We start from the raw sequence: 21,314 nt of genomic DNA on the forward strand, positions 1-21,314 counted from the left end.
CTCATTTATACTACTACTAATTATGATATGTGCTACCAACCTTAGTTATCAATATCCAAGAGCTGAAAAGCTCTTGGAATTTCCAGATATAGAGCTTGGAGAAACCGAAAATTTACTCATACAAGGGCCGTCAGGAGTTGGCAAAACAACCTTACTTCATTTATTGGCAGGACTGTTAACTCCGCATTCCGGGGAAATTACGATTGCAGGTTGTCAGATTCACGAGCTCAGCAATCAAAAACTTGATAGATTTCGAGGCCAGCAATTAGGAATTGTATTACAAAAAAATGATGCTATACATTCACTCAGTGTTTGGCAGCATTTAGAAGCAAGGCTCTTATTCAGTAAAACTTCCACTACATTTATGGCGATGCAAAGTTTGTTATCCGAGCTTGGTTTGACGGCATATAAAAACCGAAAACCCTCACAACTCAGTCAGGGGCAACTACAGAGACTAGGCATTGCCTTGGCAGTCGTACACAAACCGAGGGTTATTTTAGCTGATGAACCTACGGCAAGTTTAGATGATGTGAATTGTCAAAAGGTAATGAAGCTTTTACTGCGACAGAGTAAGAAGTTAAAAGCGAATCTTTTAGTTATTTCTCATGATCAACGCATTCAATCGTCCTTTCAAAAGATTATATCTTTATGAATCTCTGGAAAATTCATCAAAAATACCTCGAAAAAAAGCCACTCTTAGCCATACTTACGTGTATTAGTTTGGGATTTTCGTGCATGCTATTACTCGGAGTACAGCAATTAAAAACATCTTTTGAACAGCAATTCAAGGCGAATGTTGGAACTATTGATATGGTTGTGGGGGCTAAAGGAAGTCCGCTGCAATTAGTATTGTCTTCTCTTTTACACATCGATACTCCAACGGGGAATATTTCGTGGCAAGAGGCTCAAAAACTGGCAAAAAATCCATTGGTAAAATCGTCGATACCTTTAGCTTTTGGCGATAATTATAAGGGCTATCGGATAGTAGGAACGGATACTTCATTTTTCGAAAATTACAAGTTACTACTCAACGAAGGTCGTCGACCAGAACGAAGTTTAGAAATTGTAGTAGGCGTGGAGGCTGCTAAAAAGTTACACCTAAAAGTTGGGAGTTTAGTGACAAGTACTCATGGTCTTATCAATGAGGGACTAGAAACCCACGAGGAAAAATTTCGCGTTGTAGGTATATTAGCCCCCACCAATACCCGCATAGATCATTTGCTACTTACTAGCATCCAAAGTATTTGGGAACTCCATCACCATGAGAAACCACGGCTTGCAGGAGCCGAGGAGCACCTTCATAGCGAGGAACACGAACATGAAGATGAAGATGAGCACCGAGGGGATTCCTCAGAACCTACCCGAGAAATAACGGCACTTTTAGTACAATTTAAAAGGCCTTTAGCACTTTTAACATTACCCAGAAACATCAATCAACAAACCAATATGATGGCAGCCTTGCCCAAATACGAGTTAGACAAATTTTACAACTATTTGGGTTTAGGTATGCAAACAATTCGGGCAATTGCCCTTGTGATCTTAGTCATCGCGTTGGTCACTTTGTTTGTTTCTTTATATAAAATGGGTCGTGAGCGAAGTTATGATTACGCCTTATTTAGAAGCTATGGAGCTAGTCATTTTCAGTTGTTTTTACTTTTGGTTTTCGAGGTATTTACCATAGTGATACTAGGAGGAATGTTGGGGTATATAGGGTTTAGATTGTTGCCTATTTGTATTGGCATATTTCAGAAAAAACCAAATTTTGACACTTGGTTGCTCCCGTTAAACTCATCGGTACTGGTTCAGTTTGTACTTTTGTTGTTAGGAATAGGAATCACAAGTATTTTACTCGCCATATATCCGATTTTAAATCTCAATGTTTCAAAATTACTGAAGGATGAATAAAATAGCTGTAGGTCTCGTAGTCTTCATAAATATGTTTTCCTATGCATACGGACAAAAATCCATTTCATGGGCAACCCTATCAAAAGTTCGTTTTACCGAAAAATATTTTCCCGCTTATAAAGAAACCTATTTGCATCCTACATTTTCGTCGACAGTTAAGGCTTTGAACGGTCAAATGATACGGATAAAGGGATATTTTCTAAATCTCGACCCGAAAGGACAACTTTATATGCTTTCAAAAGGCCCTATGGCTGCTTGTTATTTTTGTGGTGTTGGAGGACCTGAAACAGCCATAGAGCTCGTGTTTGATACCCAACAAAAACTCCCTACAGATACTCCTGTAATCGTAGTGGGGAAACTAGAACTCAATGATTCTGACATAGAACATTTTAATTATATCCTTAAAAATTGTAAAATGGAACGCATCAAAGCATAAGAATCCGATTTTTAGTGTAAACGATATCGGAACAACCCCTTGTTTTAGGAAATTCGACTCTGTCTACCCTTAAAACGAGTAATCCCATACCGTAAAGTAGCTGGTAATCTCCTAGAAAAATGTTGAGAATGCTATTAGGGAAATCAAGACCAATTGCATATTGTAGTTATTAGTGGAAATCAGGCAATGATGCAATTAGCCTTGGGGGGACTCATATTTTTTTGTCTAAAAAAAAATAGAGGTATTTCAATTTCAATTTCATTTCGTAAAAAATTGATACTTAAAATTACAATAAAAAAACGTAAAACCCTAATTGTTAAGTGAATAATATTTGTTTTTGTTTTAAAAATGAATGGTTTGGACAAAAAAAGAAAGAAGTGATCCCCTCCGTGGAAAAACTTCTTTCTTAACTAACTACTACTAAAACTACATTACTACGTGTAATCTTACCCACAATGTATATTGTTTTGATCTCTTTAAAATAAAATATAGTTGAAAGTACTTTTAATATCGATGAATGGTAAATTAACATAGGTTAATGGAAAAAAGCTCCCTAAGGAGCTTTGACATTCAGAATTAACATAAAACAATAACCCCATCATTGTTATATGTTAGCCGTAAAGCTAGTTATATGCTGTAATGAAAAAGCTAATGGAAAGTTAAGAACATGTTGTATTGTCAGAAATGGCAGCCCGGTGCTTTTAGCAATTCAACTTAGAAATTACGCTGGATAGCATGGATTTTTACACGATTGTTTTTTCCCTTCAATAAAACAGCTCCAAGATAATCAGCATCAATAACTGTAGAGGAAGTTGACTGCAGCTCATGTAATAACTGTTCGGAAATAAGCAAACTCACTTGGTGGGTATTGCAAGCCGCCTGAATTCTAGCACAGGTATTCAGGACATCGCCGTGATACGCCAATTCTTTCTTAACAAAGCCTACTTCAGCAACCATTACGGATCCTCCGTGCAATCCGGCCTTAAATTCAGGAAACACACCGTACTTTTGAAGGTAATAACTCAAACGATTTTCACGCTTTTTATTAAAAGCAAAAAAGATAGAAACGCAATTTTGCCTGTTTAAACCTCGGTCATAGTTCCATGATAACACAGCTTCATCACCTACATATTGGTAAATTTCCGCATCATGAGCTCGTAATATCTCGTTCAAATCAAAAAAGCAATCTTGAAGAAACTGACTGTAAAGGTGATGCCCTAATTTCTCCGCGATTCCCGTCGCGTCCTTTAAGTCTAAAAACATAAAAATACGTTGTTCTTCCTTCGGTATTTTATAGGTTCCCAATAGCATTTTTATAAATGTGCCTGCTCCAAACCGCTCTCGAGCGATTTTTATAAAAGAAGCTACCACAGAGCAAAGTAGGACATACCAAATGACCGCCCAAAACCGTTTTTGATGAAACCACCAGCCCGCTTCCAGTTGTATACCCACTGAAAATATTTTAGAAATAACAGTCAGCGAAGCTGTAAAAACAAAAATGATGGCAGCAAAATGCAAAAAAGTGTTCACTACCAGTCCGAGTCCCAAACCTAATTTCTTGAGGAAATATTTTTCGTAAAAAAAGTCCACGATCCCATATAAAACACCAAGTCCTAAACCAATGTACAAAGCGATACTATAAGGACTTACGAGTATTACTTTTTCAACTTCTTGAACACCAGGGACTAGAGAAGCTTGTTCCAGACCGAAATATCGAAAGAAAGCATAGGATTGAAAGGCAAAAATCCAGAATATTACTGAGTGCATCAAGGTATTTACCAGTTGTCGGTTATGAGTTCTCATAGGTTTTGTTTACAGATTTGAAGGTACAAAACTCTATATACAGTTTCAATTTTGGTAAAAGAAATAGTTGAATCGAGAATTTTTTAGGAATAATGCTATGCTGTAATTAGAAATTTTAGTTCAAATGTTAGCATCCTAATAGTATTTTCTGAACTTTAAGACGATACCTATGATTTATAGTAGGTATAGCTCTTTTGCATCTTAAAATTATACACTGTATATTTGTAGCGAAATTACAACATTACAGTATGAAAAGTAGCACGCAGGGATTTGTGTATATCGCAACGAGTTTAGATGGTTTTATAGCCCGTGAAGACCATTCTATTGATTGGTTGATGAAGTATCCGAGGGATCCTGAAGACAAAGGATTTGAAAATTTTACCGAAGCAATGGATGCCATCGTTATGGGGAGAGGAACTTTTACAACCATTTGCGATATTTATAAAGACACGACAAGTCCAGGGGATATTATTTATAAAAAACACATCTATGTAATCAGTAGCAGTTTAAACCCAACGGCAATCCCAGAAATTTTTAAGGATAAAGTAACGGTTTTAAACATGTCTCCACAGCAAGTAATGGACTACCTGCACGAGCTTGGTCTTCAAAAGGTTTATGTGGATGGAGGACAATTGGTTCAGGCATTTATTCGTGAGGGACTCATTTCTGAGATTATTTTGACACAGGTACCGATACTCATCGGACGAGGAAAGCGTCTTTTCGGAGCAATTCCTGATGATATTGATTTAGTCTTAGTGAAATCGGAAACCAATCCGCAGGGGTTTGTTCAAAGCAGGTACCAACTTCTTAATAAATAACTCATGAAGAAAAGTAACTTAGGACGTCCTACCAATGACAAGCTGGTATTAACTAAGAGGATAATAGTAGCTAAAGCTATTGAGTTATTGAATACAGAAGGAGAAGCTGGACTTTCTTATCGCAAATTGGCAAGAGAATTTGATGTCACGGCCATGGCTTTAAAGCATCACATCGGTACGCGCAAAGAACTGCTAAAGAGCATGGTACAACAGGTGTTTTCAGAAGTCAATACATACGATATGCTCGAAGATCCTAAAAGTAATATCCGAGCACTCTTGGCAAACTATTACAGCTGTGTTTCACAACATCCTCAGGTAGTGAAATTGGTATTAATGGATCATGATTTGTTTATCAATGAATTACAACAACTCACTGAAACGATCAGAAATCAAGCAATTGTAATTGTTAAAGATGAAGTAGAAGGGGGGGTGATGGCTGATATTATTGTCGATTACACACATGGGTTTGCCCTAGCAGCAACTGCTCAGAATACAAATACCTATTTGGGAACATTGAGCATCACAGATTTTCAGAAAGGAATCAATTGGATTTTGGCCAAAGTTTAATCGAATGAATGATATTGTAGTCAAAGGCGCGCGACAAAACAATTTAAAAAATATCTCCGTAAAAATTCCTAAAAATAAGCTGGTCGCTTTTACGGGGATGTCAGGATCTGGTAAGTCATCATTGGTTTTTGAAACCATTGCCGGAGAAGCACAACGACAGTTGTTTGAAACCTTTAGTACTTTTGCCCAATCACGACTCCCGAAATACGAACAAGCCGATTACGATGAGATTTCCAATCTGTCACCTGTAATTGTATTGGCACAAAAGCGCATTGTCGGAAATTCGCGATCTAGTGTTGGCTCTCTTTCGGAAATTTCATCTTATTTACGGTTGCTCTTTTCAAGGATGGGAACTCCTGAAGTCGGGATGTCTAATCACTTCTCACCTCATACTGCAGAAGGGAGCTGTCCAAATTGTGGAGGAGTTGGTCAACTTAAAGAACTTCAAATAGATCGACTGATAAATACAAAATTATCATTGAATACAGGGGCGCTCTTATTTCCGGATTTTAAGGTAGGATCTCTGGCCTGGAAACTAGTAGTGAACTCCGGACTTTTTGATATCGATACAGCGCTTATGGACTTTAGTGAAGAGGACATGCAAACCCTATTATATGCCGAGAATATAAAGTTTAAACTTTCTCCAGGAGATCGAGGTTTTGAGGCAAACTTCCACGGAGTTGTTACCAAGATACAACGCGGTTATCTTACAAAAAATTTCGATGCCCTATCTAGTAGCCGTCAGAAAGCAATTGCTCCATTTATTAAAGCAACCGATTGTAAGAGCTGCCATGGAACCGGTTTAAAAGAAGAAGCTTTAGCCTGTAAAATTAAAGGAAAAAACATTGTTGACTTAAGCGCTATGCAACTTACTGAGCTCTTGACCTTTTTCAGGTCTATTGATGCTCCCGAGCTAGTAACAGTGCTGTCGCAACTAATTAAAAGAACAGAGAGTTTGGTGAATATCGGGGTGGGATATTTAAATTTGTCACGCCCCGTAAAGAGCTTGTCGGGAGGTGAAGCGCAACGTGTTCAACTCGCCAAGCAACTAAGAAATAGTTTAACAGGAATGATATATGTGCTTGACGAACCGAGTACAGGATTGCATCCGAGAGATGTGGCCATCCTTGCTGATATCCTTAAAGCACTCTGTAAAAAAGGAAATTCAGTATTGGTAGTAGAGCACGACCCAGATTTAATAAAGGTTGCCGATTGGATTATTGACATGGGACCGTTAGCAGGTAAAAACGGGGGTGAAGTAGTTTTTGAAGGTACTTATGAGGCTTTATTGTCATCAGAAACTACAAGTGGTAGGCTACTTAAAGCTAAAATTACTCCAAAAACAAATTATAGGTCTTGGTCAAATAGTTTTGTTCTTAACAATGCAACTGCCAATAATCTGAAAAACATTAGTTTGCGAATTCCCAAGGAAGTATTCGTATGTGTTACGGGAGTCGCAGGATCTGGTAAGAGCTCCTTGATACATAAGGAGTTTCTAGTTCACCATCCAGCTACCATAGTTATTGATCAAGCTCCCGTAGGAAAGTCCATCCGATCCAACCCAGCTACCTATACTGGAGTTTTCGATGGTATACGGAAGTTGTTTGCCTCAGAAAATCCTGGAACAAAAGCTTCCTTGTTTAGCTTTAATGCTGAAGGAGCTTGTTTGCATTGCAAAGGATTAGGTTTTACTTTAATGGATTTGGCTTTTATGGAGTCAGTAAAGTCTACTTGCCGTCATTGTGAAGGCAATCGATATCGTAAAGAAGCCTTAAAGTACAAGTACAAAGGGAAAAACATAGCAGAAGTACTTGAGTGTACTATAAACGAGGCTTTGGATTTTTTTGAAGAGCCCAAAATCCTCGCTAAATTGGCATTCTTGGAGGAAGTAGGTTTGGGATACTTACAACTCGGACAGACCTTGTCTACATTGTCTGGTGGTGAGTGTCAACGCGTAAAATTAGCCAGTGAATTGCATAAAAAGGGACAAGTATATGTCTTAGATGAGCCCACTACAGGCCTACATATGTCAGATGTTGAGCGGATGATAGACCTTTTGAATCGATTAGTAGATGCTGGGAATTCAGTTATTGTAATTGAACATAATTTAGATATCATGAATCAAGCAGATTGGATAATTGATCTAGGACCAGAAGGAGGAGAAATGGGGGGAGAACTGCTTTTTGAAGGAACCCCTAGAAATTTGCAGTTGACAGGTTCAGGCCATACAGCAAACTATCTTAAAAAGTATAACTTAGGTTGAGAATTTCTGCCCCATGTTCTTTAAATTCGTAAGAAAAGAATATACCAATAGTACCCATGTATCTATTAGATCATAGCAACAATTTCATTTCGTCTCCTTATATCATAGTTAGTACTTACCTTTAAACAGCCGTTGCTAATTACCGTAGAAAGAAGAGAACTGTAAAAAATAAGTTGTGATAATCAGGGTGCCATGTCTTAATAAGGTTGCTATTTATATGATTGATTATCAGTGATAAAACTAGGTTGCAAAAATAAAGCCAGAAGAATTGAGAATAACTAAGAAAAGGTTATTCTGGTCAAAGAAAACTTTAAGATTCATCAACATAGCTAGAGCAAAACTTTGTCAGTACAATAGATCCTATAATATTTTGACACGATGAAAGTTGGCAAAGACAGAACAATACTACATGCGGCGAATACGATACAAGAAGAGGTGCATTTGGTAAATGTTTATACACCCGTCAGTTGCGATGAAAACGAACAATAATAATTGATTGCTATATATAATATGAAGAAATCTACTGGTGTTAAGGTAAAGAGTATACGCTGGCATTTACGTCTGGAAAATTACAACAAAGCGCTAGCGCAATTGAACAATGCCATGAACATTGTCAATGATCGAGAATTGAGTGAACTTGAATGGCAAGGGGTAATTCAATCCTTTGAATTTACCCATGAATTGGCTTGGAAGGTGATCAAAGACTACTTTTATTTCAAGGGAATTCGGAAATAAGGGGAAGTAGAGATGCCACACGAGAAGTAATAAAGTACCAATTAATTTCGGATGGTGATGTCTGGATGCATATGATAAGTAGCAGAAATAGTACATCTCATACCTATGATGCCTGTACGGCTAAGCATATAGTACAACGGATTACTAAGGAATATATCGTGCTCTTTAATAAATTAAGTGAAACGATGGAAGCTTTGATTGAATTAGAATAAAAAACATTAAACAAATAACTATGAGACCTTTTGGATTAAGTAATCGAACACTGGATACAATACTAAGGGTATTTTCAAAAAATCCACTTATTGAGGAAGCTGTTATCTATGGTTCTAGAGCAACCGGAACCTATAGAGCAGGCTCTGATATTGACATCAGTTTAAAAGGAGCAAACCTGTCATTTGATAGTCTTTTAACAATTGATTATCAACTGTTAGAAAGTTCTATTCCCCATAGTATTGATTTGGTTATTCACGAGCATATTACTAACTCTAAATTTAGATCAGAAATTGACCTGCACGGGGTAACGTTCTATCAAAAAACGCCATCAAAGAAGTTAGCAATTCCAATGCTGGAAGCATAGTCTAAGTATTTCTACTCGCAAAATTGAGCGTTGAATTTCGGAAACAGCGTACTGAATACCTATGCATGTAGCACAGCTCTCTAAGAACCTCGTAAGTCATTAAATGAGAGTAGAGTAACAATAGGGGGTGATTTGATTTGAGGTTACTAATTGTGGATGATATCATATTTAACCAATACTAGTAAAACGAAAAGGAGGGAAGGGGCTAGTAATGTGGGTATAGCTCAAAAGCATGCTGGAAACCTTGTTTTGGGACTAAATGTCAGAATAAAAATAAAGTTCAAGGAAGGCTGTAGTAAAAACAATATTCACAAAAACATGCCTCATCCCATATTGATTAGGAAATTGGCATCAACAGTGAATCACTTTTACCGTAAAAAATAAATTATTGAAGGGACAAAATTCTTAATTGAAATTTTAAAACAAAGCTACTCTCATAATTTCAAAAAAGTATCAGTCAAACTCATAATTTAAGCATTTATGAGAATTCATTATTCCGTATCATTATCCATGAATTTAGAAATATTCAATTCTCAGAGAGTGTCAAAAAAACTGCAAATGTCGGGTGTGAATTAAAAGTAATTCAAATACACAGACTGAAAAGTATGATGAGCGAAACATAACACTTTGAAGATTTTTTTTAATTCCCAGACTTGTATTATTTTTGTTCTTCAGCTCCATTAAATACTACAGTTTGTTAAACAGAATAAATCAATTACCTCAAGAAGCATACAATAACACAGACTACTTTATATACTGTTTAGAAGGCGTGGATGATATTGAAAATCAAGAAACGACAACTTCACAAATTAAACTAGAGGAATTGACAATGCAATATGGAATTTCAAGTATTTACAAAACTTGTGACTCTATTGAAGGACTTGAAGAAAGCCTAAATACCTTAATTTTAGACGATCACCACTTCAAGAATTATGAAATCATCTATTTGGTAATGACAGGTGAAGCAAACAGCATCTGCTTAAATGATTATTACTATAGCCTACAGGAGATCGCAGAGATTTTTGAGGGAAGTCTAAATGATAAAATATTACACTTTTCAAATGCTAAAGTACTTGATTTAGAGGAGGAAGAAGCCCAGTATTTTTTAGATATTACGGGTGCTAAAGCCATTTCAGGCTATGGTAATGAATATACTAGCATAGCTAGTTCAGAGCTCGATAAAGCTTTTTTCAACCTATTTAAAAAAGACGATGATATGTTTAATGTAGTTGAAGATCTACACAAAAAACATTATAAACTCTGTAAACTTCTAGATTTTAGACTCTATTACTAACCTTTTAATGTTCTCATTTACAGGTGTTAGCTATTGTATTCATCAAGATATTCACTAAGGTATTTTAATGATTAATACTGGGAGAGAATAGTAAATTATTAACTTAATTCAGAAGCATATCTATCCTAAACTTAAGGAATAATCAATACTTTGTTTTCTTTTTTAAAAAAAGGATAGAGAGAGTAATACGACTGAAAAGGGGTATGAAAAATTATTCTTTCTTCTTACGCAATGCTGTTGGATACTTAACGAATGTCTGTTTAAACTCCGTAATCTCATCTTTTAATTTCATATTCGCTTTATCTAACAATTCATTTTGCAGCTTCATAATTCGTAGTAAATCATTCATTGCATTAAGGTTTTCGAGTTGTGTAAAGACTATTTGTTCTAATTGTGCTTTTGTATATGTAAAACGTCCCATTTTTCTTTTTTAAGGTAAATAATTCCGATTATATGAACAAATATAGTGAAAATCGGATAAAATTACCCGTATAAGAAAATAGAGTTTTTAGAAATTCGGAATAAAATAGCATATTATGTAACTTGCTTATCTTAACAACTGAAAAAATGACTGATTTAGGACTCTATTTATCAAAGAAATCTGTAAACAGGTCAGATGTATCTCGTAAAACAGGGATAAGTAAAACTCGACTTAGTGAATTGGCTAATAATCAAAAAACCAAATTGAGGGCTGATGAGTTGTATTTAATAGCATTAGCTATTGATGTAGAACCTTGCGAGATATTTAAAGAAGTGTGTAAGAATTTAGCTTTATTAAGTAATAACTAAGAACTTTTAAATTTAATAACGTGCCTGTTCCGCAATATGAGTCAATGAATCCAACTCCTAAAGCAGTGCATCTTTTTGGTGGAAAAGCATCTATATCAAAGTTTGAAGATAAAATTGGCGAAGTACTCTAATCATCAAATAAAGATATTAATGAAGTTTTCAATGGAACTATCTTTTGATCGCTTCATAAGTAATATATTTAGTTACATTTAAATATTTTTTACTCTAAACTCTCTAATTCTAAGCTGTCCGATTAAATGGTTGGAAGTCAGATAAATCGGTTATGCGTTATGTTACTTTGCTTTGGAAAAAGGAGTTAGCAAAACAAAATTTTTCTTCATTTTTTTTAACTCAAAAGTTTCTTTAAACATATAATGGAATACGATTTTTGCTGAAAGGACAGAGGCAAAATGTGTATGGAATGGGATTAAATTTTATTTTTTATTTAATTACGAGAACCCGTAATTAATAAATGGTAAAATTTGTACATTTAGCATTAAAATTTGAATGAAAGTAAAAGAACTAAATATATTAAAAGCTCATCACGGAGATTGTTGTATTATTGAATTAAACAATGCGGATGGAATTCCATATATCATTATGATAGATGGAGGTCCAAGAGTAAATTATAGAACGTCATTAGTACATGATTTAGATAGATATAAAAAAATAGATTTAATAATTCTTACACATGTTGATCATGATCACATAGGAGGTTTATTAGAGTATCTTAATAGTTCAATTGCTGATAAACACGAATTTGATAAAATAATCATAAATGCACCTAATTTATTAATAGTTAATAAAGAAGGAACTCAAATATCGATTGGAGAGGGTATCAAATTTGAAGAAATGTTAAAAGAAAAGCGATCTGAAATAAAGGTGGTAGGAAACATTACTTCAGAGGCGACCATAAATCAAAATATTCCTGATGGAATTGATTTTAGAATTTTATCACCAAATAATAAGGCTTTGGAAGAACTTTATTCAAACTGGCCTAAAGAAACTGAAAAAGACAACAAGACACAGATTTCAACAGATGAAATTAAAACGGCAAAAGACTTCAATACTAATTTTCATGAGTTGTCGCTCAATGTAGATAAAGAAAAATCTATTAAAGCTGATTTTATTAATGCATCATCAATAGCTTTTTCAATTAAAGTTGATAATTTTCATGGTTTATTTATGGGAGATGCTCATCCATCTATTATTCTAGAGAGTTTGACTAAATTATATCCAGAGCATAATACTATTTCCTTTGATTATATTAAGTTATCACATCATGGAAGTAAATATAATATCTCTAATGCTTTCTTAGATAAAGTAATATGTTTTAATTATATAATTTCTACTAATGGAGGTTTGGGTAGATCTAAACATCCTGATAGACAAACTATAGCAAAGGTTGTAAATCATAAAAATATGCAGAAAGAAAAGGTTAAGTTTTATTTTAATTATCCTCTTACTGTAATTGAAGAAAAGACAGGAAAACTATTTAAAAAAGAAGAACTTGAATTATTTGAATGTTACGAACAAAATAAATTTATTATATGAATTTAGAGTTTTTAAAAGATGTTACTGTGAGAATATCAGTGCATGATGGTAACATAAAAGCCATAGGTAGTGGTATAATTACTCGTAATAACGATAATGTTTATCATATAATAACAGCAGAGCATTGCATTTATGGAAAAAAAGGAGCAAGACTTTCAAATATTACGGTTTCTAATATTAATATAGAATATAAAAAACAAAATGGGGATTCCTTTAAAAAATTGAATGTATCAGAAATAGTTTATTCTAAAGAGGAAGAAGATATTTGTGTTTTATTGGTAAAAGTAGATGATGTTAATTTAGAAAACATTGTTTATTCTAATATCCTAAATGAATCTGATTGCTCGAAATTAGCTTTTAGAGGTTATCCTAAATGGTTGTCTGAAAAAAATCAAGCCAAAACTTTTCATTGTGAAATTGAAGAGAATGATAATAATACATTTTATATTAAATCAGATGAAATTAAAGATCTTACATTAAGTAAAGCTATCGACCAAACATCAAGTGGTTTATCAGGAAGTGGAGTATTTGATGTTAAAAATGGTAAGATATTTCTTGTGGGAATTATTACTGATTTAAGAGATTCAACAGGAATATTTGGACATTTGAAATGTTCTAAGCTTAATAATGTATTTAAATCGTTTAAATATGATACACATCCGCTTTCTATTAGTGCACAGCAACTATTTTTGAAAAGCGAAAAAATTGACTTAGAGTATATAGCTTTAAAAATAGATACTTTAAAAAAAGAGAATAATGACAGATTTAATAATCTATATAATAAATGTAAAGTTCTTTATGACATTAATGATGTAGATAAAATGGTAGATGAAATATTAACTGAGTTTTTTAAGGCTAGTATCGAATTAAATGAAATAGGAAAATTAAATGGTTTTATTCAAAGTGAGTTTGATGAGGCACAAGCATTATTATCAAAAAGAGTAAATAGAGCATTTAGAAATCTAAAGGTTAATAGCAATAGCGAAGCTCAAAAAATTTATAATGAGGTTAAAAATTTATTTTCTGATTTCATGGAAAAAACAAATAAATCAGATCTTACAGTTTCTATTATTGAAACATTAGGAGATAAGGCTGTAAATGAGTTACTGTTGAGCTGTGATCTTAATTTTGTTAAAGTATGATAGAAATAATATCAAATCCTAAAAGAGTTTATGTTCCCTTACATTTACAACCTGTTTATAGGGTTTCTCAAATTCTATTAATTCTTAATTTTAATACAGGCTCATCGAAATCAGCTACAATTTCTCTTTTACAAACAATAGCATGGTCAATGCGTGATGAAGAAAATTTTAAAATTCTTATGGATTATAAAGAAGAAAAGCGACATAGCCTTGTTCCCTGGTGTTTTGAAACAGCATTAGATAAGGCATTGATACTTGCCTTAGTAAATGGATATTGTGAAAGATTGGTTGGGGGGAAAATAAAATTAACTAAAAAAGGTAAAAGTTTAATAGATCTAATAATCAAAAATAACCTTTTTAAAAATCAGATAGATTCTTTAAAAACAATAGGGAATGTATCTAAAATATTAACAGAAAAACAAATTTGGCAAGTAAGATAATGTTACAAATAAATAGATTAAAACTAGATATTCAAGGTTATTCTCCCTCAAATACCACAATTAAAAAGAAATATGGTTTTGATATTCCCTTTTATAAGGGGTTAAATGTTATTAAAGGAGAAAATACTTCTGGAAAATCAACTATTATTTCTTGTTTGTTCTATTCTTTGTGTTTAGAAGAACTAAAAGGATCAAAAAACGTAAGAGCTTTAGATAATTCAGTAAAAAAAGAATTTTCAATAGATGGAGATAGATATAAAGTATTTACTTCCTGTACTTATGTAGAAATAGAAAATGAGCATGAAGAAATTTTCACACTAAAAAGAAATATAAAAGGAGGTGAATTTAATATAGTTAAAATATTTAGTGGTCGTATTTCGGAACTTGATACTAACTCTGAATTTAAAACGGTTTTTATTGACCGAAAACGAAATCATGAAAGTGAAATGGCATATTATAAATGGTTCGCAAATTTCATGAATATGCCAAGTATTCCTAAAGTTATTAATCAAAAAGGCGATTATTCCGATTTATATTTACAAACTATTTTCCCCGCTTTATTTATAGAACAAACTAAGGGATGGTCAGATTTGTTATCTTCTATGCCTTATTTTGGAATTAAAGAAAATAAACAACGTACAATTGAATTTCTATTTAATTTAAAAGCGCTTAAAAACGATGTTGAAAAAGAACGACTGACTGAAATAAAAAAAAGAATTATAAAAAATTGGACAACAACGATAGGAAAGTTAGATATTCTAGCAGCAGCTAATTCAGGTAAATATACTAAATTGGAAGAAGAGCCTATTTTAAACAGTGATGATCTTAATTATGTTACTTTACAAATTTTGAAAGAAGTAGATTCAGATGATTTTATTCTTCTAAATGAATTAATTAAAGGTTTAATTGAAAAGAAGAATCTACTTGATTTAACCCCTAAGTTTACTAAAAATAAAAAGCCCGAATTAAGACATATACTTAAGAAAAAAAAAGAAAAATATCTTGAGTTTGTAGACTATTATAATAAATTTAATATAAAGTATCAATCCCAAAAATCTCAATTAAAGTCGTACCAAAGTCATATTGAAGAATTAGATGAAGAAATAGAGATTAATAAAGATATAAAATTTTTGACTGAAAAAGATCCATCAGTTAATGAATTAGATTCATGCCCTACATGCTCTCAAAAAATTACCCCTGAGATAGTCAAAACAGATTTATCAGTTGAATTTAAAACAATAAAAGGAAATCTAAATTATCTAGAAAATCAGAAAAAATTACTTAAGTCATCAATAAATGGACTAATTAAAGCACTAGAAGAAAAAGAGATAATAAATTCAACTTTTATTAAAGAAATATCTAGTTTAGAGCTGGATATAAGGCAAATTAAAAATGAACTTATAGACCCTGACCTAATGCCGTCTAGATCGGAAATTCGAAGAGATATTAAATTAGAAAATGAAATAACTAGGTTAACTAAAGTAGAATCAGATTTTAATGAATTAGTTGAAGAACTTAAAAAAATAAGTGAAGACTTTGGAAGTAACAAAAGATTATTAGATAATTTAAAAATTGATGAAGTGGAAGATATGATAAAATTAAATAATTTCGAAACCTCCTATAAAAATTTGCTTTACAAATTTAATTATAAGAGTAATGAAAAATATAATATCTTAATTCAGAGAAAATTTCCTTTCAAATATTTCCCTATCACAAAATACGGAAATGAAATTCAAAAAATTCAGATAAGCTCATCTTCTAGTGATTTTATACGAAATATATGGGCTTATACAATTAGTTTACTAGAAGAAGCAGAAAATCATCCTGGAATTATTTTATTTGATGAGCCTAGTCAACATTCGATGAAAAGTAGTAGTCTTGAAAAGTTTTTTGAAACTGTTTCCAAACTTCAACAGTATCAGGTAATAGTAGCCGCATCAAGTGAGGAAAATGATAGAACAGAAGATAAAAAAATCTATTCTTTGAATAATATTTTAAATAAAATCGACCATAATGAGTATATTATTTCAGATAAGTCAATTAAAGAAATGGAAAGTTAACTAAAGAGTTATAGAATCCTAAGATTAATTTTGTTAAGATTGGTGTTATAAAAAAAAAAATTAAAAAATAACGAATAGTGAAATGAAAGTTACTAAATTAACTAAAATGAGGAGGAGATAGGAGAGAAGGAGCTAATTTTTAAACTATCATAATTTTTTAATATCCCATTTAGTTAAGCCTGTAGATTTTTTAATAGTATCTATATCAATGCCTTGCTGTTACTGAAAAGTTCTCTTTCAGTTTCTATATACGCCATTCTTCCAGATCTTTCTTTTCCTTATTTATGATTCTCAAATGCACCTGAGTTTTGCAATTCCTTTATAATACCATTGTCCGCCAAACTAGTATATTTTTCTTCTGAAATTATTAAATGATCAACAATTTCTATGTTAATTAATTTACCAACTTTTAAAAACTTGTCAGTTATACAAACATTGAGATTATATTTATAGTAGTAGGTAATAATATTGAAAAAGAACTTAAAAAGCTGTTTTACAGTTATTTATTAAATTGGTTGTTTTAGCGTTTTTAACATTATGTTAAATAGAAGTTAGTACTTAGAAGACATCCTCAGAAAACTTAGGTCAAAACAGGAGGTAAAATAACTGATCTAGTCAATCAATTATTCTGACTGCCAGTGGATTCAGCTGCAAATAAGCGTTTATATTTTAGGGAGAGTAGTTTATATTACTGATATTAAACATCTTAAAACACATTAAAACAGTCACAATGAGTTATGTATTTCTAAAATATTACGAATGAACCGCGATTGTTTCCAAAGGTTTATTTTATTTAATAAGGTTTGATGAGAATCAGTTCTTAGAATTCATTATAGTGTTCGCATCAATGCAAAAGATAGCATAAATATGAACAAAGTCAATTTTTAAGTATCCAGATAATCAGTATAAAACTGACAGACTGGTTTTAAATTGAATTATCCGGAGTAGATGTTAAATTTCTAGTAGTGTCCAAACAATCATTAATTTTTTACTCTTGACATCATAATTACGATTAACCAGAGCATCCTGTATAAGATTATGGCAAACATATTTTCAAATACGCGAATCTCAAACAACGACGTATTCAGCATATAGAATTATAGCTTCAAAGAAATCCATAAGTATTAACTAGCTGTAATTTCGTTTAACAGCATATCTGTCGATATAAATCAAAAAACATTAAATCTGATAGCATGGTAAAGAGTCTGATAAACGACTATACAGAAACCAGTATACAATTGTACTATAATTAATATTATGTTAAATAGAGTGTATTGTTCATCCTGCCTATTCAAAACCTAAGAGAGATCATTTTGATTGAAGGGCTCTGCTAATAGCTTTTAAGTGTCAATAATACAGTAAATTACAGCTTATTTACATTGAGAATACCTTAATTCCTAAACTCATTACGTACTTTGTTTACTCTTTAATGTTCATAGAAACACCATTCTATGCTTCTATGTACTGATAGTCAGATTTTTATTTAAATCAAGCAAGTACTCATAATACGATTCCTGAGCGTTGTTTATAGCTAAGTCATTAACTTGGTAGTTATTCTGAAGTTCGGTATCTAAAACTCGAGCGTTAACATTGTCATTCCACTGTAAATCAAAGCAATCAATCAGTTGTTTCTTTAGTTTTGGATTCAAAATGGGAACTCCGATTTCTACTCGTTTATCTAAATTTCTGGTCATACAATCTGCCGAAGCAATATACACCTCTTCTTTCCCCCCATTATGGAAGTAATAAATTCGGCCATGTTCCAAAAATCTCCCCACGATACTGATCGCTTCAATGTTGTCACTGAGACCGGAAACTCCTGGTTGCAACCTGAATATCCCTCTGACAATTAGTTGTATTACAACTCCCGCTTGTGAAGCTTCATACAATTTTTGAATGACACCTTCATCTTCTAAACTATTCATTTTAAACCGAATAGTCGCTTTTCTTCCGGCCTTGGCTTCGGAAATTTCACGATCAATTTTGTCATATAAGGCTTGTCTTGTGGTAAATGGAGACATTAACAAACTAGAAATCTTGGGGGGTATACTAGGAGTACCCAAAAATTCAAATACTTGTTTGAGGTCCGATGTTATTTGAGGACTGCTTGTTAATAGCGCAAAGTCCGTATAAATTTTTGCACTGTTCTCATTGAAATTCCCAGTACCTATATAGCCATAGCTGTTGTTCAATCCTTCAATTAAATAGATTTTGGAATGTACTTTAATACTGGGCATTGAATACAAAACACGCGCTCCATACTTTTGTAGCTTTTCTCCCCAATAAATATTATTTGCTTCATCAAACCGCGCTTTTGCTTCTATGAAAACGGTTACTTGTTTTCCTTTTTCTAGGCAAGTAAGTAAAGCTTCTGCAATTGCTGACCGCTTAGAAACCCTATACAATGTGATATATAGGTGCTCAACATCCGCTGAGTTTGCGGCTTCCTGCAGTATCGCTGGGATATAATCAAATTTCTGATAGGGAAAATTGAGTAAAACCTCGGTTTTTGAAATCACATCGAGCAAGCTTTCTGCAGATTCTAATAAGGGGTGAGCTAAGGGGACTAGCTTTGGAAATTGCAAATGATCATGATCTTTAGGAGATGGAAAACCAAAAAAATCACTGAAATTATGATACTTGGCACCTGGCATCAGGTCCGTTTTATTAAGGCGAAGTTGCTTGCGTAATCGTTTCAATAACGCTGCGGGCATAGCAACATCATACAACATACGTGTTGGAATTCCGGTTTCACGCTGTATGAGGTTTTCTTTAATGAGTTCAACCAACGTGCCTTCATATTCATCAAAGTACATTTCTCCATCGCGGGTAATTTTAACACTATAAGCAGGATTACCTGCATAATCGGGGTACAACTCTCCCAAATTTGCGCGAATAACCTCGTCTAAATAGGTGACTACAAAGCTGTCTTCGGAAGGTAACACTACAAATCTATCACAATGTTCGGTAGGAATATTAATTAAAATAGATACCTCTGAATCCAAACATAGAAACAACTCTTTATCGTGATAAAAATCAATTACCTCTAAATCATCTAAATAATGCACCTGAATGTGCTCTTGAACTTGGTTTGCAAAATAACCCTCTAAGAATTTACGTTGCTCTTCAGTGTATTGTTCATGATTGATAATTCGAATTCCCTGTGCTGCAAGTTTTGGTAGGAGATCTTCGCGATAGGTATAACCAAAGCGCTCTTGTAAGGAAAATATTTTTTCCTGAAGTTCCTTAATAACACGTTTGGGCTTTTCATGTAGTTTTTTGCGGATATCTTTCTGTAATCCTTTAAAATGACGGAGTTCCGAAATTCGAACGCGGTAAAACTCATCTAAGTTCGATGAAAAAATAGCGAGAAATTTTAATCGTTCATAAAGAGGCAAGGTGCTGTTTTCAGCTTCTTGCAATACGCGTTCATTGAAGGATACCCAACTGAGGTCGCGATGAATCAAGTGTTTGTTCATAATAGGCAAAATTAGCTTTCTAAATATGGATTGTTGTTAAGTAAAGATTATTTTTAAACAGCCAAATAGAAGAGCACAGTACACTGTTTATGAGGTTAGTAGCATCGTAGGAGTGTTTGTGCCTCGTAAAGGAGAGCTGTATAACAGGGAGTTATGATCATCTGAATACGCCAGTGGGTAAGTTAATACAACGTTTTCCTTCTGAAATTGAAGTAGATGACTTGCTAGGGTACTCACTTGCTCAACGTTTTGAGGAGTTGGATTTTTTTTCAGCCCCCTACTCTACTTTCTGTAATGATTTTTCAGCTCAAATTTGGATGTATCTCAATAAATCGACTGTTTTTTACTAAAAATAGGTCATTTTTATAATTTTCGATTTAAGCTACTTATACCCAATCTCTCGATGAATACATCGAGACTACTAATTTTGAAGGCTTAAATCGTGAATTTTAAAAAACACTCATTTCCCTCCTATTTTGATTAATTTTCATCCGAAATCACCTTAAATATTCAGACTGGAGCCCTCCCATCCTGTTCTTGCTTCGATCTTTCGTTCTATACATTCATTTGAAATTTTCCTTGGTTCATTGGAAATGTTCCTGAGTACATCAAAAAAGGGTTTTAGAAGTATCACCTCTCTTCTACATTTGTGTCCAACGATAAAAATTTAAAATATGAAGCATACTAAAGAACTCATTGTTTTACGATCATTTGCCATCACGGTAGGCCTAGGAATCGTGGCGCTCCTATCCTATTCTTTTACTACAGGATCCTCGCTACATAAAAAGTTGACAACCCTTGATGTGGAGCGCATAAACATCGTTGAAGCAGATGGTACGGTAAAAATGGTGATTACCAACGCCCAGCACTTTCCTACTAAAGGGGATGTCATTAATAAAACTACGTATCACGAAAGAAAAAAACGGGCAGGAATGTTGTTTTTTACAGAAGATGGGAAGGAATGCGGTGGATTTATCTATGACGGGCAGAAAACCAACAAAGGTCACAATGCCGGACTATCACTGACCTTTGATCAATACGATGGTGACCAGGTAGTTCAGCTTATAGCAACCGATATCGCTAAAAATGGAAGGAGGAGAAAATCATCACGTCTCGTTTTCAATGATCAAGGTGACCACAGTACAAATGCATTGAGTACAAAACTCTGGGCAGAATTAGATGCGATTAAAGACCCTAAAGAGCGCAGCAAAAAATATCAGGAATACAAAAAGAAAGGCTTGCTAATGACGCATACACCGCGCGTAGCACTCGGAAGTTTTACCTCAAACAAAGGTTTATTTCTCTTCGATGACAATGGCAAGCCCAAAGCCAAATTCGGGATAGACAACAATAATGAAGTAAAACTCGAAATTTACGACGAGCAGGGAAATGTGATTAACTCTTGGCCCTCAAAACAATAGTATTCTTAGCAAATGCGGTGAAAAAATCATC

18 protein-coding genes and 1 pseudogene are annotated in these 21,314 nt (G+C 33.5%); 15 read left to right on the top strand and 4 right to left on the bottom strand.

Annotated features, from left to right (window positions below; translation table 11 throughout):
- The first annotated feature begins 22 nt into the window (after nucleotides 1-22).
- From ACXAG7_RS01045 to ACXAG7_RS01055, 3 genes are read left to right on the top strand one after another with little or no spacing between them, the layout of a single operon-like run.
- Nucleotides 23-652, top strand: coding sequence for an ATP-binding cassette domain-containing protein (locus ACXAG7_RS01045; protein ID WP_408043660.1), 630 nt, complete (start codon nucleotides 23-25; stop codon nucleotides 650-652).
- Nucleotides 649-1,905 (top strand): ABC transporter permease, encoded by a 1,257-nt coding sequence (locus tag ACXAG7_RS01050; RefSeq protein WP_476665643.1) that lies wholly within the window; start codon nucleotides 649-651, stop codon nucleotides 1,903-1,905. Before ACXAG7_RS01045 ends, ACXAG7_RS01050 begins: the two co-directional genes overlap by 4 nt.
- Nucleotides 1,898-2,341 (top strand): hypothetical protein, encoded by a 444-nt coding sequence (locus ACXAG7_RS01055; RefSeq protein ID WP_476665644.1) that lies wholly within the window; start codon nucleotides 1,898-1,900, stop codon nucleotides 2,339-2,341. Before ACXAG7_RS01050 ends, ACXAG7_RS01055 begins: the two co-directional genes overlap by 8 nt.
- Before the next feature lie 714 nt (nucleotides 2,342-3,055).
- Here the strand turns inward: ACXAG7_RS01055 and ACXAG7_RS01060 are convergent.
- Nucleotides 3,056-4,144 (bottom strand): adenylate/guanylate cyclase domain-containing protein, encoded by a 1,089-nt coding sequence (locus ACXAG7_RS01060; protein ID WP_476665645.1) that lies wholly within the window; start codon nucleotides 4,142-4,144, stop codon nucleotides 3,056-3,058.
- A 248-nt stretch (nucleotides 4,145-4,392) separates the two neighbouring features.
- Between ACXAG7_RS01060 and ACXAG7_RS01065 the strand changes: the two genes are divergently transcribed.
- The 6 genes and pseudogenes from ACXAG7_RS01065 to ACXAG7_RS01090 all read left to right on the top strand — a co-directional run bounded on the left by ACXAG7_RS01065 (nucleotide 4,393) and on the right by ACXAG7_RS01090 (nucleotide 10,398).
- Nucleotides 4,393-4,962, top strand: a complete 570-nt coding sequence (locus ACXAG7_RS01065; protein WP_476665646.1) for a dihydrofolate reductase family protein — start codon at nucleotides 4,393-4,395, stop codon at nucleotides 4,960-4,962.
- Nucleotides 4,963-4,965: 3 nt separating this feature from the next.
- A complete protein-coding gene (locus ACXAG7_RS01070; protein ID WP_476665647.1) occupies nucleotides 4,966-5,529 on the top strand; it encodes a TetR/AcrR family transcriptional regulator in 564 nt (187 codons plus the stop codon).
- A gap of 4 nt (nucleotides 5,530-5,533) precedes the next feature.
- Nucleotides 5,534-7,792: an ATP-binding cassette domain-containing protein gene (locus tag ACXAG7_RS01075; RefSeq protein ID WP_476665648.1), complete on the top strand. Its 2,259-nt coding sequence runs from the start codon at nucleotides 5,534-5,536 to the stop codon at nucleotides 7,790-7,792.
- A 603-nt stretch (nucleotides 7,793-8,395) separates the two neighbouring features.
- Nucleotides 8,396-8,739 (top strand): annotated as a pseudogene (locus ACXAG7_RS01080) (nucleotidyltransferase substrate binding protein).
- 20 nt (nucleotides 8,740-8,759) lie between these two features.
- Nucleotides 8,760-9,104, top strand: coding sequence for a nucleotidyltransferase domain-containing protein (locus ACXAG7_RS01085; RefSeq protein WP_476665649.1), 345 nt, complete (start codon nucleotides 8,760-8,762; stop codon nucleotides 9,102-9,104).
- 694 nt (nucleotides 9,105-9,798) lie between these two features.
- Entirely contained in the window at nucleotides 9,799-10,398 is a 600-nt protein-coding gene (locus tag ACXAG7_RS01090; RefSeq protein ID WP_476665650.1) for a DUF6642 family protein, read from the top strand.
- Nucleotides 10,399-10,609: 211 nt separating this feature from the next.
- On the opposite strand, the gene ACXAG7_RS01095 is transcribed toward ACXAG7_RS01090, so the two are convergent.
- Nucleotides 10,610-10,819: a hypothetical protein gene (locus tag ACXAG7_RS01095; RefSeq protein WP_476665651.1), complete on the bottom strand. Its 210-nt coding sequence runs from the start codon at nucleotides 10,817-10,819 to the stop codon at nucleotides 10,610-10,612.
- A gap of 146 nt (nucleotides 10,820-10,965) precedes the next feature.
- On the opposite strand from ACXAG7_RS01095, the gene ACXAG7_RS01100 reads away from it, so the two are divergent.
- The 5 genes from ACXAG7_RS01100 (at nucleotide 10,966) to ACXAG7_RS01120 (ending at nucleotide 16,383) form a co-directional block, all read left to right on the top strand.
- Complete coding sequence (locus tag ACXAG7_RS01100) at nucleotides 10,966-11,187, top strand: helix-turn-helix domain-containing protein (RefSeq protein WP_476665652.1); 222 nt, start codon at nucleotides 10,966-10,968, stop codon at nucleotides 11,185-11,187.
- A gap of 507 nt (nucleotides 11,188-11,694) precedes the next feature.
- A complete protein-coding gene (locus ACXAG7_RS01105; RefSeq protein WP_476665653.1) occupies nucleotides 11,695-12,741 on the top strand; it encodes a ComEC/Rec2 family competence protein in 1,047 nt (348 codons plus the stop codon).
- Entirely contained in the window at nucleotides 12,738-13,883 is a 1,146-nt protein-coding gene (locus ACXAG7_RS01110) for a hypothetical protein (RefSeq protein WP_476665654.1), read from the top strand. The genes ACXAG7_RS01105 and ACXAG7_RS01110 overlap by 4 nt, the downstream gene beginning before the upstream one ends.
- A complete protein-coding gene (locus ACXAG7_RS01115) occupies nucleotides 13,880-14,323 on the top strand; it encodes a hypothetical protein (RefSeq protein ID WP_476665655.1) in 444 nt (147 codons plus the stop codon). The genes ACXAG7_RS01110 and ACXAG7_RS01115 overlap by 4 nt, the downstream gene beginning before the upstream one ends.
- The gene (locus ACXAG7_RS01120) at nucleotides 14,308-16,383 is read left to right on the top strand and encodes an AAA family ATPase (protein ID WP_476665656.1); all 2,076 of its coding nucleotides are present in this window, start codon (nucleotides 14,308-14,310) and stop codon (nucleotides 16,381-16,383) included. The genes ACXAG7_RS01115 and ACXAG7_RS01120 overlap by 16 nt, the downstream gene beginning before the upstream one ends.
- Nucleotides 16,384-16,661: 278 nt before the next feature.
- On the opposite strand, the gene ACXAG7_RS01125 is transcribed toward ACXAG7_RS01120, so the two are convergent.
- Nucleotides 16,662-16,886, bottom strand: coding sequence for a JAB domain-containing protein (locus ACXAG7_RS01125; RefSeq protein ID WP_476665965.1), 225 nt, complete (start codon nucleotides 16,884-16,886; stop codon nucleotides 16,662-16,664).
- A 954-nt stretch (nucleotides 16,887-17,840) separates the two neighbouring features.
- Entirely contained in the window at nucleotides 17,841-19,862 is a 2,022-nt protein-coding gene (ppk1, locus tag ACXAG7_RS01130) for a polyphosphate kinase 1 (RefSeq protein ID WP_476665657.1), read from the bottom strand.
- Between the two features lie 674 nt (nucleotides 19,863-20,536).
- Here ppk1 and ACXAG7_RS01135 point away from each other — a divergent pair.
- Nucleotides 20,537-21,283, top strand: a complete 747-nt coding sequence (locus tag ACXAG7_RS01135; RefSeq protein WP_476665658.1) for a hypothetical protein — start codon at nucleotides 20,537-20,539, stop codon at nucleotides 21,281-21,283.
- The last annotated feature ends 31 nt before the right edge of the window (nucleotides 21,284-21,314 follow it).

Source organism: Tenacibaculum sp. AWR4_210 (assembly GCF_056160945.1).